Source organism: Acidimicrobiales bacterium (assembly GCA_040219515.1).
GTDB lineage: Bacteria > Actinomycetota > Acidimicrobiia > Acidimicrobiales > Aldehydirespiratoraceae > JAJRXC01.
The window spans coordinates 322,176-338,149 of sequence record JAVJSI010000007.1 but is presented as its reverse complement, the minus strand read 5'-3'; the positions used below and the strand labels follow the sequence as shown (position 1 = coordinate 338,149).

The window sequence follows — 15,974 nt, the reverse complement described above, 5'->3', positions numbered from 1 at the left end:
AGACTTTCGAGAACCGGGCGTCTCTAGGCCGTAGTTCCCATGGTTCTTCCATTGTTGCCGCCAAGCATGAGGAATTGTTCGATCTCGAGCACGCTGCGTCCGCCCCGTGTCCGCCGATCTGATGATTGCACAGTCAGTGACATTATCGCGCACGCGGTGGGTTGATTTCACCTGTCGTTTGGATGAACTGTCGCAGGTCCGTCTCACCCTTCGGTGGGGATCCACACGAGAACGAGATCCTCGACCGCGATGTCGGTCTTCTCGAGTCCCACCTCGAAGGTGTCGATCCGGCCGGATGCGTCCGCCCACGCGTCGTGGCTCTCGGCCAGGGCGTCGGTCAGCGCCGCGGCGAGATCCTCGAGTTCGTCGACGTGTTCCTCGAGGCGGTTCTTGGCGCTTCGGACCCGTTCTGCCGCATTGGACGAGGTGCGTCGTGAGGAGGTGGCCCGCCGGACGCCGCTCAGAATGCTGCTGGTCGACTTTCGGCCGCCGAGGAGGCCACCGATGACGTCCATCGCACCGCTCAGCACCTCGTTGCGCTTCCGGTCACCGGAATCGGCTTCGAGCTCGCGCACCCGATCCTCGGCTTTGGCTATCGTCTCGCGGACGCGGTCCTCCTTCTCGGCCATGGTGGCCCGAAGCTCGTCGGCCTCTTCGTCGGCCTTGTCCTCGCCGGCGCGGCGGCACCGCTCGGCGAACTCCTCCTCCGTCTCGCCCACGCGGGAGAAGAGCTTCAGCTCGTCGTTGCGCATCAGCAGGAGCGACTCGTTGCGATAGAGGTGGTCCTTGAGGACACGGGTGGCGTTCGTGAAGAAGGTCTTGGTGTGGATCTTGGCCTCGGGGAGGACATAGACAGTGCCGTCCGGGCGCTCGGTGCGGAGGTCGCGGTCGTCGTAGTCGACCGGGATGAAGTCGTCGCCGTCGACATCGGTGCCGAGTGGTCCGACCACGGCCTCCCATTCGGCTTCGTGACGAAGATCGCCCTTCGTGTCGTCGAAGAGCAGCTGGACCCGCGCCGCGAGTGCGGGTCGGAGCCGTCGCCCGCCGGGTCGGGCACCGACCTTGTCGGCCCACGGGGCCGCGGGGTCCAGGTAGACGACCTCCACGCCGTCGGCGACCTCGGGCGCCACCGAGGTCTCGTCGTCGGCGAGTGCCGGCGCTGCTGTTGCCGTGGTGGGCGCGTCCGGTACTGCCGTATCGGCGGTCGTGGTCGCCGCCGACGCCGCCACGGCCGGTCGCTGGTCGGCGGTCAGGATCGAGATCTGGTCGCGAGTGAGCGGCCCGGGGAGGTACGACATCGCCCAACGCGTGCCGAACGTGCGAGGGACGCCACCGCGGGCGGTGTGCAGCAGGAACGTGCGCTTCCCGAGCCCACCGATGGTGTCGCCGATCGCGTCGATGTCGGCCTCGCCACCGGCGGCCCGCATGCCCTCGAGCAGACGGGCCTTGTCCCGCTCGGTCTGGAGACGACCGATCATCCAGGTGCCCGCGTTGCTGATCGCCTTGTAGTCGAGGTCGACCGGGTTCTGGGTGGACAGCACCATGCCGACACCGAAGGCGCGAGCCTGCTTCAGGATCGTGAGAATCGGTCGCTTCGCCGGTGGTTCGGCGGTGGGAGGGACGAACCCGAACACCTCGTCCATGTAGACCAGGGCGCGCAGGTCCGGGCTGCCGGGCTGCGAGCGCATCCAGGTGACCAGCTTGGAGAGGATCAGCGTGACCGCGAACTGTCGCTCGTCGTCGGAGAGGTGCGCGATGGAGACGATGGCGGCCTTCGGCTTGCCGCCGTCGCCCGTGAGCATCGACGCGATGTCGAGGGGCACGCCCTGTCCCCACGCCGCGAACGACGGCGAGGCGAGCAGGCCGTTGAGCTTCATGGCGAGCGCCGTCCGTTCGTCGGGCGGGAAGAACGTGTCGAGTTCGATCACGCCGAGCTTGCGCATGGGCGGGTTCTGGATCTGCGCCAGCAGTGTGGCGAGATCGAGGTCGATGCCCGCCGTCCACGAGTGCTGTACGAGATTCGCGAGGAGCACGTGTTCTCGACCGGAGAGAGGGTCGGAGGTGACCCCGACGAGTGCCAGGAGGCCTTGGACGAGTCCGTCGATCTCCTCCCGCACGGTTTCCGCCGACACGGCGGCGTCGCCGCTCGTGGCGGGGGCCGAGAGGTCGCCGATGACGTTCAGTCCGACCCCGGCTTCCGATCCCGGTGTGTAGATCGTGAAGTCGGCGATCTCGCGGAGACGAGCGATGCGATCCTTGCCGATGCCGGAACCGGCCAGACCCTCCTCCCACATCGTGGCGGTCGACGCCGCGAGCTCGTCGGGTGTCACACCGTCGCGCTGGGCCTCGCCCTCGTTGATCCAGGGTCGGAAGTCGCTCGGCGCGAGGTCGGGGAAGGTGAGCAGGAGGTTGCCCATGTCACCCTTGGGATCGATGATGAGCGTCGGGATGCCCTGCAGCAGCGCTTCCTCGATGAGCACCATGCCCAGGCCGGTCTTGCCGGATCCGGTCATGCCGACGATCACCCCGTGGGTGGTGAGGTCGGCGGCCTCGTAGATGACGTTGGCGGGCTCGCCGCCCGACTCGCTCCCATCATCGCCCGGGAGATCGGGTCCGAGGAAGAAGTGACCCGGTTCGACATCGATGGTGCTGCTGTCCATGGGTGCGATGCTAGGAGGAATGATCGACGCTCATCTCCATGTGGTGGACGGCGCCACCGCGGGCCCCGATCGAACCGGCCACCCCGACGGGGCATGGTGGGAAGCGATCGATGCGATGCCCGCAACGGTGGCCGCGCGCCTCGAGCGGGCCGACGTCCGCGGCGGCGTGCTGGTGCAGGCGGTCGGCGCCCACGGGTTCGACAACACCTTCGCCATCGAGAGTGCGGCTGCGCTCGGTCCCGCCTGGCGATCGGTCGCCGCGGTCGGTGCCGATGACCCCGACCCGGTGCACAGCGTCGAACGAGCAGCAACCGCCGGTGCCGCCGGGGTGCGGATGTTCTCGGTCCCGTTGCCCGAGGTCAGCTGGCTCGACGCCGATCGTGGCCGCGAGGTGGCCACGGCGTGCAGAGAACAAGGCCTCACCCCCACGATCTGCTGTCTCGAACAGGAGTTGGCGGCGGCCGCCGAACTCGTCACGGAGTTCGCCGACATGGAATTCGCGATCGATCACGCCGGGTTCGTGTCGGTGGGTGGCGATGAGGGCGACCTCGCGCTGCTGGTGCGTCGACCCAACGTCGTGCTCAAGCTCAGCAGCGGCGTCTTCGATCACAGCGCGCTCGACCCGGGGGCCACGGTCCGACGTTTGTTGGACCTGGTCGGCACCGAGCGGCTCGCCTGGGGATCCGACCATCCCCAGGTGCGCGACCGCGACTACGACACACTCGCCGCGCTCGGCCGCGCATCGGTCGACGGACTCCCGGACGCGACACGGGCGGCCGTCCTCGAAGGAACGACCGCCCGTCTCTGGTTCTGACCCGGCCTAGTTGAGGCGTTCGACGATCATCGCGGTGTTGTCTTGTCCGGCCTTCGGCCGGACGGCGATGACCCGGCCTAGTTGAGGCGTTCGACGATCATCGCCATGCCCTGGCCGCCGCCGACGCACATGGACTCCATGCCGATGGTGCCGCCGGAGTCCTGGAGGCCGTTGAGCAGGGTGGTCATGATGCGAGAGCCGGTCATGCCGAAGGGGTGACCGAGGGCGATGGCGCCGCCGTTGGGGTTGAGCTTGTCCATGTCGATGCCCAGTTCGTCGGCCGAGCCGATGACCTGAACGGCGAACGCCTCGTTGATCTCGACCTGGTCGATGTCGCCGATGCTCATGCCGGCGCGGGCCATGGCCTGACGGCAGGCATCAATCGGACCCAGACCCATGATCTCGGGGTTGAGGGCGGACACGCCGGAGGAGATGATGCGGGCGATCGGCTCGATGCCCATGGCCTTGGCCTTGGTGTCGCTCATCACGACCACGGCAGACGCGCCGTCGTTGAGCGGGCATGCGTTGCCGGCGGTGACGGTGCCACCGGGACGGAACACCGGCTGGAGCTGCGACACCTTCTCGAGCGTTGTGCCGGCGCGGATGCCGTCGTCGGTCGACACCACGGTGCCGTCGGGCAGGGTGTAGGGAGTGATCTCGCGCTCGAAGAATCCACGGTTGAGCGCGGCCTCGGCCCGGTTCTGGGAACTGACGCCCCACTCGTCCTGGCGCTCACGGCTGATGCCGGTGGCCTCGACGACGTTCTCGGCCGTCTGGCCCATGGCGATGTAGATGTCGGGCACGCCTGCGGCGGGGGCCCACGGACCGTCCTCGCCACTGGTCCGGCTCTTGGTGCGAGCCTCGGCGTCGGCGAACTTCTCGTTGTGGGGGCCCGAGTCGGCCGCACCGTGCATGTAGCGGCTGACCGTTTCCACGCCACCGGCGACGAAACAGTCACCCTCGCCGGCCATGATCGCATGGGCCGCCATGCGGATGGTCTGCAGGGAGGAGGAGCAGTAGCGGTTGACGGTGACGCCGGGGATCTCGAGGCCCTGCATGGCCGAGATCACACGGGCGATGTTGTAGCCGCCCTCGCCGCCCGGCTGCCCGATACCCCAGATGACGTCCTCGACATCGGCGGCTTCGACGCCGGCCTTGCCCATGACGTCGGCCAGGATGAACGACGACAGGTCGTCGGGGCGGGCGTCGACCAGCGAGCCCTTGTTCGCACGCCCGATCGGCGTCCGAGATGTTGCAACGATGACGGCTTCTGCCATGACGACTCCTCGTTCGGTAGTAGTCGGGAGGTTAGACAGATTCCGTCGGAATGCCGAGCGGAAGAGACGCTCCATTCGAGGGGCCTCGGTGCCGATGGTCGAGCGATGCATGCAACGGTCAGCCGGGAACACGCGCAGTTTCGCGCCTTCAGTTGTGCGGTCGTGGTCGTCCTCGTGGTCACGGCGGTGGCATTCGCCGCTCCACTCGGAACGGCGACGACTCGGCTGATCTCCGATGGCGCGAGTCTGGTCAACGGGATCGCGATGCTCGTCGCTTCGGTTGGGGGCTACGGCGGAGCGAGGGGCCGGATCGTCGTGCGTGGACGGTGCTCCTCGTCTCGATGGCGGCCGTGCTCCTGCTGTACGCCGTCGACCCGGTCGAGCCCGGGACAACCTCGTACCCGCTGGCCTTCCGCATCGGTCCGGCGGTCACCGCGCTGCACACGATGGCGGTCGCGGTCCTGGCCCGGGACCTGATCCGCAGCATCGGGTCCCGGCGGACCTGGCGGAGTCGACGCGGGTCAGTCTCACTGCGCAACAGTTCAACGCGGCAGCACTGGCGGCCGTGCTGGGGTTGTTGCTGTTCGCCTGTCGACGGGCCGACCGGATGGCCCTGCTGCGCCTGGCCGGACCGGTGGTGGCCCTCGCCGCGGCGCAGGGCGTCTTCGGCGTCGCCCATGTCAACGGCGCCGTCACGCACGGGTCGATCGAGGACTACGCGTTCACGCTCGCATTCGGCGGCGCAGCGATCGCCGCCATCGCGACCGTGGGGGCGCCCAAACCGCGGGCCCGCACGCTGCAGCCGGGGGAGGGGCAGTTGGTCGTCACGTGGGCACCGCTGGTCGCCTGGGCGGTCGCGTCGGTGGTGAGCCACGTGTCGGTGCAGCAGCACGACGGCTGGACCGAGCTGCTCGTGTTGGTCGTCGGTGGTGCCCACTCTCTTACTTGGCGTCGGAGAACACGAGGCTCGCTCGGCGCCTCGACACACTGGTGAGAGAGGACCCGCTCACCGGACTCCCGAATCGTCGAGCGATCGAGACGCTGATGGCCGATCTGGATCGGGGACCGGCCGCGCTGCTCCTCGTCGATCTCGACCGGTTCAAGGCGGTCAACGACACGCTCGGACACCCCGCCGGAGACGAACTGCTGCGGATCGTCGGCCGTCGGATGACCGACACGGCAGGACCCGACTGGACGGTCGCTCGCCTGGCCGGGGACGAGTTCGTCGTGGTGTCGACCCTCGTTGGCGACGCAGCGGCGGCCGAAGACCTCGCCGACCGCGTCGTCGAGAGTCTCTCCCGCCCCATCCTTCTCGCCGGACGCGAGGCGTGGGTCGGTGCGTCGATCGGCGTCGCGGTGACCGGTGACGATCTCGAACCGACCGAGCTTCTCGACGTGGCCGACTTCGCCCTCCGTTCCGCCAAGCAGGGAACGAAGGGCGAGGTGATCGTCGCCGACGCCGAGCTCCGCGGTCGTGCCCGCGACCAGGTGGATCTCGAGGCCGCACTCCGTCGGGCGCTCGACGAGGGCGAGCTGCGGACGCTCTACCAACCGAAGGTGGACCTCATGACCGGCGCGATGGTCGGCGTGGAGGCGCTCGTGCGCTGGGAACGGCCGGGCGTGGGTCTCGTGCCTCCGTCGGAGTTCATCGAGTTGGCCGAATCGAGTGGGTTGATCGCCCGTATCGACAGCTGGGTGCTCGCCACCGCCCTGTGCGATCTGCGTCGGTGGAACGGTTTGCGACCCCACGGCCCCCGCCTCCTGCTGTCGACCAACATGAGCGCGTGGCAGTTGGCCCGCATCGATGTCGACACCGAGGTGCGTCGCGCGCTCGCGATGGAAGGCGGACTCGATCCGGCCCAGCTGACGATCGAACTCACCGAGACGCTGCTGGTGGAGGATCCCGAGATCGTGGCTCGTCGCCTGCGCAAGCTGCGTGAGACCGGCGTCGGGGTCTCGATCGACGACTTCGGTGCCGGCTTCACCTCGATCTCCTATCTGAGGAGGTTCCCCGTCTCGGAAGTGAAGGTGGACTGCGGCCTCGTGTGGGAGCTGACCGGCGGCACCGAGGACGACGGTTCGTTCGCCGCCGCCGTGATCGCCCTGTCCCACGCCCTCGCGATCGACGTGGTCGCGGAAGGTGTCGAGACCGCGGCGCAGGCAGCGACGCTGCGGCGGCTCGGCTGCCGGGTCGGACAGGGTTATCTGTTCGCACGACCGCTGCCCGCCACGGAGATCGATGCACTCGTGGTGGCCGAAACCCCCTTCGACGTCACTTCGTATCGGTCGGCGCGTCAGGGATAGAGTCCCGTGCCATGAGCACGATCGACGTCGACAAGAACTGGCAACTGCTGATCAATGGCGAGTGGGTCGACCCCGGTGCGGGTACCTACGACATCATCGATCCCGCCACCACGAAGGTCGTCGGGCACGCGCCCGAGGCCACCGTCGATCAGGCGAACGACGCCGCCGCAGCAGCCAAGGCGGCCTTCGCCGGTTGGAAGGCACTCTCGCGCGAAGAGCGGTGCGCCCACATCAGTCGACTGGGCGACGAGATCGCGAAGCGTTCACCCGACTGGGTCGCCACCGTGCAGGCGGAGACCGGGGCCACGCTCACGACCACGGAGAACCTCCAGGTCGGTGGCCCCGCTGTCGATCGCTTCCGCTACTACGCACACCCGATCGATCTCGACGAGAACCTCCGTCCCATCCCCACGGCGGCCGGTCCCCTCGGTCCGGCCGGGCTGATGAGTGCGCACGTGAAGCGTCAGCCCGTCGGTGTCGTCGCCGCCATCACGCCCTACAACTTCCCGATCACCAACGTGGCCGGCAAGATCGCTCCCGCGCTCGCGGCGGGCTGCACCACCGTCATCAAGCCGGCACCCCAGGATCCCCTCGGCATCTTCCTCGTGGGCGAGGCAGTCGAGGCCGCCGGCTTCCCGGCCGGCGTCGTCAACATCATCAACGGTTCCGGCCCCGAGGCACCGGCGGCGCTGGTCGACTCGCCCGACGTCGACATGATCTCGTTCACCGGCTCGTCGCCGGTCGGCGCCAAGATCATGGAGAACGGCGGCAAGACGATGAAGCGACTGCTCATGGAGCTGGGCGGCAAGGGTGCCGCCATCGTCACCGAGGATGCCGACATCGGCGTGGCCGCGCAGGCCATCGCCACCGTGTGGGGCTTCCATTCCGGCCAGATCTGCACCGCGCCGACGAGGGTCATCGCCCATCGCGATGTCTACGACCAGCTCGTCGAGACGCTCAAGACCTTCTCCGGATTCATGAAGGTGGGCGACCCGACCGACCGCGAGACCATCATCGGTCCGGTCATCACCGAGTTGCACCGAAATCGGGTCGAGGAGTTCATCAAGTCCGGCACCGACGCCGGCGCCACGATGGTGTGCGGCGGCGAGCGTCCGGATCTCCCCGGCTACTTCATCGCGCCGACGCTGTTGGCCGACTGCACGCCCGACATGCACGTCGTGCGTGAAGAGGCGTTCGGTCCCGTCATCGTCGTGATGCCCTACGACGACGACGAGCAGGCCGTGCAGATGGCCAACGACTCCGACTACGGCCTCTACTCCTACGTCTTCTCGGGCGACACGAAGCGGGCCTTCCATCTCGGCCAGCAGCTCGAGACCGGCTGTGTCGGCCTCAACGTGATCCAGCCCCACATGGAGGCGCCGTTCGGCGGCTTCAAGATGTCGGGGGTCGGTCGCGATCGCGGCAAGTGGGGCATCGAGGCCTACAGCGAACTCCAGTCGATCAGCTGGATCGGCTGAGCGTGATCCCGCCCCTCGAGGGCCTCCAGCTCATCGAGGGATCGGCGTTCGTTGCCGCGCCCTCGGGCGGGATGACACTCGCCCAGTTGGGTGCCGACGTGATCCGCTTCGATCAGATCGGTGGCGGGCTCGACGCCCGCCGCTGGCCGCTCACGGCCGAGGGCGAGTCGATCTACTGGGCCGGCCTGAACAAGGGCAAGCGGTCCATCGCCGTCGATCTGCGTTCTCCCCGGGCGCGTGAGATCCTGACGGAACTGATTCGGCGGGCCGGCACGTTCCTCACGAACTTCCCGGCCTCGGGATGGATGGCCTACGACACCCTGGCGGCCGAGCGGGAAGACCTGGTGATGCTCGCCGTGACCGGCAACCGCGACGGCACGACGGCGCTCGACTACACGGTCAACTGTGCGGTCGGCTATCCACTGGCCACTGGTCCCGTCGATCGCGACGACCCGGTCAACCACGTGCTGCCCGCATGGGATCTCGTGTGCGGACAGACCGCGGCGCTCGGCCTCCTCGCCGCCGACCGCAATCGGCTCCGCAACGGGGTGGGCGCGAACATGAGCCTGGCTCTGTCCGATGTCGCCATCGCCGCAGTGGCCGCTCTCGGCCATGTCGGTGAAGCCCAGATCAACGGGACACAGCGCGAACGCTTCGGCAACGACCTGTATGGCGCCTTCGGGGCCGAGTTCGGCACCGCCGACGGCGAACGGGTCTACGCGGTCGGGATCAGCCCGAAGCAGTGGCGCAGCCTGCTCGAGGCCACCGAGGCCACCGACGCGGTGGCCGCGGTCGAGTCGGCGGGCGGTTGGAACTTCCGCGATGAAGGCGACCGGTTCCTGGCCCGCAGCGAGGTCATCGCGTGCGTCGCTCCGTGGATCGCGGCCCGCCCCCTCGCCGAGGTCGCCGCTCGATTCGACGAGCTCGGTGTGTGCTGGGGCCGCTACCAGTCGTTTCGTCAGCTGGTCGACGACGACCCTCGCTGCTCGACCGACAGTGAGCTGTTCCGCGAGGTCGAGCAGCCCGGTATCGGCAGCTACCTCAGCCCCGGCTCGCCGGTGGCGTTCGACGGCCTGCTCCCACAGGAGCCCGTGGCTGCGCCGCGACTCGGCCAGCACACCGACGAAATCCTCGGCGACGTGCTGGGTCTCACGGGTGCCGAGATCGGCGCGCTGCGCGACGACGGAACCGTGGCCTGACACAGCGAGGAACACTGGCCTGAGGGTCAGCCCCAGTCGGGCACGGCCTCGATGAACTCGAGCGCGGCGTCGATGAAGCCGAACTGCTTCGGCAGGCCGAAGTGATCGATGCCGGGCAGCACCTTGATGGTGGCGTCGGGGAGCAGGTCCGCCAACGGCTCGGGCGGACCGGCGAAGTCGTCGGAACCGATGACGATCAGGCACCGCGCCCGAACGGTGGCGAGCTCGGCCGCGGAGAAGGTGCGCCGTTCGCGGCTGATGCAGGCGCGCAGTGCGTCGGCGTCGTTGCCGGGGGCGGCGATGAGGGACTCGAAGTGGTCGGCCACGTTGGGCGTCATCTCACCGGCGGCGGTGTCGGAGGTGGCGACCAGGTTCTCGCCCACGGCGGCGAGCACGAGCCGGTTCACCCGGTCGGGATGGCGGATGGCGATCTCGAGCGCGGTGCGGGCGCCGAGCGAGTAGCCCACCACGTCGGCCGGGGTTTCGGGGAACTGGTCCATCACCGGGGCGACGAGATCGTCGTAGGCCGCCGGGTCGGTGGGCTTGTCGGCATCGCCATGGCCGAGAAGATCGATCCCGAACACCCGCCGCCGAGCGTCCTTCAGCAGATCGAACCACCCGGGTTCGCGCCAGGTGCGTTCGGTCGACGTGGCGAAGCCGTGGAGAAGAACGACAGGAGGCCCCATGGGCGAGCACCCTAGGCCTGCGGCGCCGACTTGGCATCGATCGAACTGACACACCGTCAGACGGAATTCTGTCGGACAGACCGACGCTGGGTGGTCGATCACTTTTCGCGATGGCCGCTAGCGCGAACAATCATCGGAGTTCACGGGACTTTCACGCTGCGGTTTCCTAGGTTGCTTGGTGTAGCCGAACGGGGCACCGCACCACACGAACCGGGTGGGAAGGGCTCCAGGGAAGCGGGTGTGACAGGTGTTGGAGATCATCGAACCGGCCGAAATGCCGATGGGGCCGAGTGGATCGACGGAATGGATGGACGTGGCGGCCTGTGCCGGCCACAGCGATCTGTTCTTCGCTCCGTTCGCCGAACGGCCCGAGGCGCGGGTGCGCCGTGAGGCCGCCGCGCGGGTCATCTGTCAGGGATGTGTCGGGCTCGCGTCGTGCCGTGACTACGCCCGCAGCAATCGGGAGCTCGGCTTCTGGGGCGGCGAGAGCGAGTCCGAGCGAGCCGAGGCCGGCTTCCCTCCCACCACTCCCATCATCGGGCGCAAGCGCGTCGCCGAGCAGCGTGCTCGCGACGCGATGGCCAGCGCCTCCTGAACGACGAACCGTGCTGTGCGCCGTCTCGCGACGGCGATCCACGGACCCCGTCGGCGCGTGCCGACTCGACCCCGGCCCCCGGGTCCGACACTCCGTCCGTCCTTCGACCTCCGACCATTGCGATCGACGCCGGATCGTTCCGGATGGGCACCGCCCACGGACGGTTCCCCGGTGACCATGAAGGACCGATCCGCTCGGCGCACACCGATGCGTACGAGCTGGCGACCGCACCGGTCACCAATGCCGAGTTCACCGCTTTCGCCGACGCCACCGGTTGTCGCACGATCGCCGAGACCGAGGGGTGGTCGTTCGTGTTCGGCGGCCTCCTTCCCGATGATTTCGGCGCCACCCGAGGAGTGGTGGGGGCCGAGTGGTGGAGAGCGGTCGAGGGCGCGGACTGGCGTCACCCCTGTGGTCCACACAGCGATCTGACCGGACTGCAGGCCCACCCGGTGGTGCACGTCTCGTGGCACGAGGCCGTGGCCTATGCGGAGTGGGTCGGCGGTCGGTTGCCGACGGAGACCGAATGGGAGCGGGCGGCCCGGGGCGGACTCGATCAGTTCGAGTACCCATGGGGTGACGAGCTGACGCCCGCCGGCCGGCACATGTGCAACATCTGGCAGGGCGAGTTCCCGATGCGCAACACGCTCGACGACGGGTATCTGGGGACGTCGCCGGTCGGGACGTATCCGCCCAACGCCTGGGGACTCCACGACACGGCCGGCAACGTGTGGGAGTGGTGCGCCGACGAGTTCGCCGACCGCCCGAATCACCGGGTCATCCGCGGCGGCTCGTATCTGTGCCACGACTCCTACTGCAACCGCTATCGGGTCGGCGCCCGTTCGTCGAACACCTTCGACACCTCGACGGGCAACATGGGGTTCCGGGTGGCATTCCCTCCCCGTTGATCATCGAGCCATGTTTTCAGCGAGCAATGCTTCATCGAGCAATGTGCAGCGCGCCCGGCACGACCTCGAACGTGGCCGGCGCTGGCCCGATCGCCTCGCCGTCGCCCCAGAGATCGAGGTCGTCGGCTTCGATCGTGATGCGACGGCCCTTCAGGGTCTGCACCGCCGGGTGGGTCGTGTGGCGACCACTGAAGACCAGCCGGAAGAAGCGCAGCAGTTCGAGACGTCCCACGGCGCCGACCACGGTCACGTCGAGCAGCCCGTCGTCGGGTTCCGCGTCGGGGGCGATGTGCATGCCACCGCCGAACCAGCCGGTGTTCGCGATGGCCAGTAGCACCGAATCGAGTTCGGTGGTGGTGCCGTCGATCGTCAGCCGCAGGTGGCGGGCCCGCAGCGTGGGCAGCTCGGCCAGCGTCGCCAGGGTGTAGCGAGACGACCCGCGGGGGAACCGCATGCCGTTGGCTCGTTCGTTGACGTCACCCGAGAAGCCTGCGGTCGCCACCGATGCAACCCAACCCGTCTCGGTGCGGATCGCGTCGAGCGGCTTTCCCTCGCCCAGCGCCAACCGGGCCGCCGCCGTGATGTCGTCGGGGATGGTGGACAGGCCGCGCACGAAGTCGTTGCCGGTGCCGATCGGGACGATGCCCAGGACCGTGTCGGTGCCGGCCACCGCGGACACCGCGAGCTGGGCCATGCCGTCGCCCCCGACGACGATGAGACGCGATGCCCCGTCGGCCACCGCAGCGGCAGCCGCGGCCCTGCTCGCGGCGGCCGAGGAGCCCGTGATGTCCACGGGTTCGTGTCCCTCGCCGCTGATCGTGGCCATGACCGTTTCACGTGCTGCGGCGGCCCGTCCCTTGCCCGACTCGGGGCCGATCAGCAGGTGGACGCGACTCACAGCCCGAGGTACCGACCACCGTCGACGGCGAGCGTCTGGCCGGTCATGTGCCGGGCCATCGGCGAGGCGAGGAACACCGCGACCGGGCCGATGTCGTCGGTCGGGTCGCCGATCCGCTGCAACGGGGTGCGGCCCCGCAGCCGGGCCTCGAGCGTGGGGTTGGCCTCGGTGGCGACATCCATGGCCGGGGTCCAGGCCACCGGGGCGATCGCGTTGACGCGCACACCGGCCGGGCCCCATTCGCGGGCGAGGCTCTTCAGGATGCCGCGCTGGGCGCCCTTGACCGTGCCGTACATCGGCAGGTGACCACTGCCCTCGATGCCGGCCGGTGAGGTGAGCAGGATGAAGGTGCCGTAGTCGGCCCGCAGATACGGAAACGCGGCCTGCGCACAATGGAACGCGGCGGTGGTCGACGTGGCGATCTGCAGTGCGATCGTCTCGTCGTCGACATCCTGGATCTGTCGGGGCGGCCCCGGCGGGGAGACCGCGTTGTGGACCATCACGTCGAGCCGCCCGTGGTCGGCGATCGCGGTGGCGACCGCGTGGTCCACGTCGGCTCGTTCGGTGACGTCGCAGCGTACGAACTGGGCGGTGCCGCCGGCGTCGCGAATGCGGGCGGCTGCGGGTTCGCCGGTCTCGGCCCGGCGAGCGGCGATCAGCACGGTGGCGCCCGCTGCGGCCATCGCGGCGGCGATGCCCTCACCGACGCCCTGACCGGCGCCGGTGACGATGGCGACCCGCCCGTCGAGCAGCCCGGCCAGGTGCGGGAGCGGGGGATTGGGTTCGTGGTCGGTGGTGGGAGGGTTCATCCGGGCATCCAGAGTCCGCCGTCGACGACCAGGGAGGCGCCGACCAGCGCGGTGAAGTCGTCGGTCGTGAGGGCCGCCAGGATGGGGGCGACCTCGGTGGTCAGGTCGGGGACCCGACCGAGCGGTGGGTCCTGGAGTGAGTTGGCCTCGGCCATCCCTTCCGCATCGGCGGGGGAGAGGAAGGCACCCGGGTCGAGAGTGATGGCGTGGACACGGATCTCGTGGTCGCCCCAGGACTTCGCCACCGACTTGGCCAGGAGTCGGATGCCTTCGGCCGCGCAGGCGATCGGGGTGAACCCCTCGCCGCCCGCGGATGCCATCAGGGGGACGAGGAACACGAGCGTGCCCTTCGACGCGGCGAGGTGTGGATGGGCGCTGCGGGCCAGCCGCACGGCCGCCTCGAGCGGTTCGTCGGCCATCCGATGCCAGTCGTCGGGCGTCAGGTCCATGAGGTCGGCTCGCCGCCGGGAGGGCGCCGGGTACCGGGCATGCACCACGAGGTCGAGCCCCTCGTGATCAGCGCCGTTCGGACCAGGGAGTTGCTCGCTGATGGTCTGGTCGGTCCAGGCGAGATCGTCGTCGGCGAGCCGCAACACCTCCCACCCTTCGTCGGCGAGACCGGCGGCGATGCCGTCGGCGGGATCGCCGGCACCGACGATCAGTGCAGTTCGTCGAGCCATGTCGGCCAGTCCTCGCTCATCGACAGCGACCACTCGGGATCACGTTTCTCCATGAATGCCATCACGCCTTCCTTCGAGTCCGCGGTGCCCATGAGATGCAGGTGGATGTCGCGCTCGAGCGTGTTGATGCGCTCGGGTGTGGGTGCGTTCATCCACATCAGCCGCTTCGAGGCGCCGACCGAGATCGGTGCGGTCTGGGCGGCGATCTCGTGGGCGAGTTCGAGGGCGTTGGGGAGGACCTGGGTAGCGGGCAACGCGTCGGTTGCGAGCCCCCATTCGAGAGCATCGCGGCCGCTGAACATGCGACCGGTGAGGAGCAGCTCGGTCGCCCGCGTGTGGCCCACGAGCCGGGGAAGCGTCCAGTGGGAGTGGAGATCGGGGAGGATGCCCCGCCGTACCTGGACGATGCCGAGCTTCGCGTCCTCGGCAACGATGCGGATGTCGCACTGGAGCGTCATCGTCATGCCCAGACCCACCGCGTGGCCGTTGATGGCGGCGATCACCGGCTTGCGGACATCCCACGGGTGGAAGTCGTCGAGGGGGTCCGAGGAGAACGTCTCTTTCGTCGGTGCACCGAACACGCCGGATCCGCCGGAGAAGTCGGCACCTGCGCAGAATGCTCGTCCCGCGCCGGTCAGCACGACGACGCGCACGCCGTCGTCGGCGTCGGCGGCCCGTAACGCGGCGGTGAGGCTGCGGCCCATGGCGCCGGAGAACGCGTTGAGCTGCTCGGGCCGATCCAGCGTGAGGATCGCCACCTGGCCGTCGACCTCGACCCGGAGGTCGTCGTAGTCGTCGTGGAGGCTCATCGTCGATGGCCGTTGGGGTGCAGGGCCGTGCCCTGCAGGTTCATCGGTGCCACCCCTTCGCGGGTGAGCAGGTCGAGGCTCGCCTCGACCTTGCCCGTGTGATCGGGGCCGCAGTCACAGAGCCAGAGGGCGGCCTCGCACATGGCTTCCATCGACTCGATCTGGTCCTCGGAGAGCTGTGCGCCCACGAGTTCGTCGGCCCCCTCCGAGAGCACCGCGGCTTTCGGCTCGACGGTGTTGACCCGCACGCCGTGCTCGTGCCATTCCGCGGCCATCGCCATGCTGAGCCGGTTGAGCATCGCCTTGGACGCGGCATAGAACCCGTAGGTGCCGCGCACCCCGCCGAGGTCGTAGGGCGGGCCGTCGGGCGGTCGGGCCGATCCGCTCGACAGGTTCACGATCCACCCTTCGCCGGCTGCGGCCATCCCCGGCAGGGCAGCCTGCGCGAGATCCAGCGGACAGTGGATGTTGATCTCCGTCATCAGGCGACGCCGCTTCAACGGGTAGGTGTCGAGGGTCTGATAGATCGCGCCGGCCGCATTGTTCACGAGCACCTCGATGTGACCGCCGAGCGCATCGGCTGCCTCGGGCACGACCCGGGCCCGGTCCGTCTCGTCGGTGAGATCGGCGACGATCGTGACGACGTCGGCGCCGAGGGCGCGGCAGCGTTCGGCCGTCTCGTTGAGTGATCCCGCCAGCGTCGGGTGCGCATCGAGGGTGCGGGCGACCAACGCCAGTCGCGCTCCCTCGCCGGCCGATCGCTCGGCGATGCCCGCACCGATACCGCGGCTCGCACCCGTGATGATCGTGCGGCGGTCCTCGAGTCGTCCTGTCATGGCCCGGACACTAGGACGAGT

The 15,974-nt window shown here is 68.9% G+C and carries 15 protein-coding genes; 7 read left to right on the top strand and 8 right to left on the bottom strand.

Annotated elements, in window-relative coordinates; all coding sequences use genetic code 11:
- Window positions 1-203: 203 nt before the first annotated feature.
- Window positions 204-2,660 (bottom strand): DUF87 domain-containing protein, encoded by a 2,457-nt coding sequence (locus RIB98_06060; protein MEQ8840525.1) that lies wholly within the window; start codon window positions 2,658-2,660, stop codon window positions 204-206.
- A 19-nt stretch (window positions 2,661-2,679) separates the two neighbouring features.
- Here RIB98_06060 and RIB98_06055 point away from each other — a divergent pair, with 19 nt between their 5' ends.
- The gene (locus RIB98_06055; protein MEQ8840524.1) at window positions 2,680-3,474 is read left to right on the top strand and encodes an amidohydrolase family protein; all 795 of its coding nucleotides are present in this window, start codon (window positions 2,680-2,682) and stop codon (window positions 3,472-3,474) included.
- Window positions 3,475-3,551: 77 nt separating this feature from the next.
- Here RIB98_06055 and RIB98_06050 read toward each other — a convergent pair whose 3' ends face one another.
- Complete coding sequence (locus tag RIB98_06050; GenBank protein ID MEQ8840523.1) at window positions 3,552-4,751, bottom strand: acetyl-CoA C-acetyltransferase; 1,200 nt, start codon at window positions 4,749-4,751, stop codon at window positions 3,552-3,554.
- Between the two features lie 607 nt (window positions 4,752-5,358).
- On the opposite strand from RIB98_06050, the gene RIB98_06045 reads away from it, so the two are divergent.
- From RIB98_06045 to RIB98_06030, 4 genes are read left to right on the top strand one after another with little or no spacing between them, the layout of a single operon-like run.
- Complete coding sequence (locus RIB98_06045) at window positions 5,359-5,745, top strand: hypothetical protein (GenBank protein ID MEQ8840522.1); 387 nt, start codon at window positions 5,359-5,361, stop codon at window positions 5,743-5,745.
- Window positions 5,742-7,055, top strand: coding sequence for a bifunctional diguanylate cyclase/phosphodiesterase (locus RIB98_06040; GenBank protein MEQ8840521.1), 1,314 nt, complete (start codon window positions 5,742-5,744; stop codon window positions 7,053-7,055). Before RIB98_06045 ends, RIB98_06040 begins: the two co-directional genes overlap by 4 nt.
- 11 nt (window positions 7,056-7,066) lie before the next feature.
- Window positions 7,067-8,533 (top strand): aldehyde dehydrogenase family protein, encoded by a 1,467-nt coding sequence (locus RIB98_06035; GenBank protein MEQ8840520.1) that lies wholly within the window; start codon window positions 7,067-7,069, stop codon window positions 8,531-8,533.
- A 2-nt stretch (window positions 8,534-8,535) separates the two neighbouring features.
- Complete coding sequence (locus RIB98_06030) at window positions 8,536-9,732, top strand: CoA transferase (protein MEQ8840519.1); 1,197 nt, start codon at window positions 8,536-8,538, stop codon at window positions 9,730-9,732.
- Between the two features lie 26 nt (window positions 9,733-9,758).
- Here RIB98_06030 and RIB98_06025 read toward each other — a convergent pair whose 3' ends face one another.
- Window positions 9,759-10,418: an alpha/beta fold hydrolase gene (locus RIB98_06025; protein MEQ8840518.1), complete on the bottom strand. Its 660-nt coding sequence runs from the start codon at window positions 10,416-10,418 to the stop codon at window positions 9,759-9,761.
- Between the two features lie 247 nt (window positions 10,419-10,665).
- Here RIB98_06025 and RIB98_06020 point away from each other — a divergent pair, with 247 nt between their 5' ends.
- Both RIB98_06020 and RIB98_06015 read left to right on the top strand, forming a co-directional pair.
- A complete protein-coding gene (locus RIB98_06020; GenBank protein ID MEQ8840517.1) occupies window positions 10,666-11,013 on the top strand; it encodes a WhiB family transcriptional regulator in 348 nt (115 codons plus the stop codon).
- On the top strand, window positions 11,010-11,921 hold the full coding sequence (locus RIB98_06015) for a formylglycine-generating enzyme family protein (protein MEQ8840516.1): 912 nt from the start codon (window positions 11,010-11,012) through the stop codon (window positions 11,919-11,921). Before RIB98_06020 ends, RIB98_06015 begins: the two co-directional genes overlap by 4 nt.
- 31 nt (window positions 11,922-11,952) lie before the next feature.
- Here the strand turns inward: RIB98_06015 and RIB98_06010 are convergent, their stop codons facing one another.
- The 5 genes from RIB98_06010 to RIB98_05990 are packed head-to-tail and all read right to left on the bottom strand — an operon-like array spanning window position 11,953 to window position 15,953.
- Window positions 11,953-12,819, bottom strand: a complete 867-nt coding sequence (locus tag RIB98_06010) for a YegS/Rv2252/BmrU family lipid kinase (GenBank protein ID MEQ8840515.1) — start codon at window positions 12,817-12,819, stop codon at window positions 11,953-11,955.
- Window positions 12,816-13,628 (bottom strand): SDR family oxidoreductase, encoded by an 813-nt coding sequence (locus tag RIB98_06005; protein ID MEQ8840514.1) that lies wholly within the window; start codon window positions 13,626-13,628, stop codon window positions 12,816-12,818. The genes RIB98_06010 and RIB98_06005 overlap by 4 nt, the downstream gene beginning before the upstream one ends.
- Entirely contained in the window at window positions 13,625-14,308 is a 684-nt protein-coding gene (locus RIB98_06000; GenBank protein ID MEQ8840513.1) for an SDR family oxidoreductase, read from the bottom strand. The genes RIB98_06005 and RIB98_06000 overlap by 4 nt, the downstream gene beginning before the upstream one ends.
- The gene (locus tag RIB98_05995; protein MEQ8840512.1) at window positions 14,287-15,117 is read right to left on the bottom strand and encodes an enoyl-CoA hydratase-related protein; all 831 of its coding nucleotides are present in this window, start codon (window positions 15,115-15,117) and stop codon (window positions 14,287-14,289) included. The genes RIB98_06000 and RIB98_05995 overlap by 22 nt, the downstream gene beginning before the upstream one ends.
- Complete coding sequence (locus tag RIB98_05990) at window positions 15,114-15,953, bottom strand: SDR family NAD(P)-dependent oxidoreductase (protein MEQ8840511.1); 840 nt, start codon at window positions 15,951-15,953, stop codon at window positions 15,114-15,116. The genes RIB98_05995 and RIB98_05990 overlap by 4 nt, the downstream gene beginning before the upstream one ends.
- Between the last annotated feature and the right edge of the window lie 21 nt (window positions 15,954-15,974).

Excerpts from the sequence above, each read along its gene's own strand:
- RIB98_06060 (MEQ8840525.1), bottom strand. The coding sequence starts at position 2,660 with ATGGACAGCAGCACCATCGATGTCGAACCGGGTCACTTCTTCCTCGGA.
- RIB98_06055 (MEQ8840524.1), top strand. The coding sequence starts at position 2,680 with ATGATCGACGCTCATCTCCATGTGGTGGACGGCGCCACCGCGGGCCCC.
- RIB98_06050 (MEQ8840523.1), bottom strand. The coding sequence starts at position 4,751 with ATGGCAGAAGCCGTCATCGTTGCAACATCTCGGACGCCGATCGGGCGT.
- RIB98_06045 (MEQ8840522.1), top strand. The coding sequence starts at position 5,359 with ATGGCCCTGCTGCGCCTGGCCGGACCGGTGGTGGCCCTCGCCGCGGCG.
- RIB98_06035 (MEQ8840520.1), top strand. The coding sequence starts at position 7,067 with ATGAGCACGATCGACGTCGACAAGAACTGGCAACTGCTGATCAATGGC.
- RIB98_06025 (MEQ8840518.1), bottom strand. The coding sequence starts at position 10,418 with ATGGGGCCTCCTGTCGTTCTTCTCCACGGCTTCGCCACGTCGACCGAA.
- RIB98_06005 (MEQ8840514.1), bottom strand. The coding sequence starts at position 13,628 with ATGAACCCTCCCACCACCGACCACGAACCCAATCCCCCGCTCCCGCAC.
- RIB98_06000 (MEQ8840513.1), bottom strand. The coding sequence starts at position 14,308 with ATGGCTCGACGAACTGCACTGATCGTCGGTGCCGGCGATCCCGCCGAC.
- RIB98_05995 (MEQ8840512.1), bottom strand. The coding sequence starts at position 15,117 with ATGAGCCTCCACGACGACTACGACGACCTCCGGGTCGAGGTCGACGGC.
- RIB98_05990 (MEQ8840511.1), bottom strand. The coding sequence starts at position 15,953 with ATGACAGGACGACTCGAGGACCGCCGCACGATCATCACGGGTGCGAGC.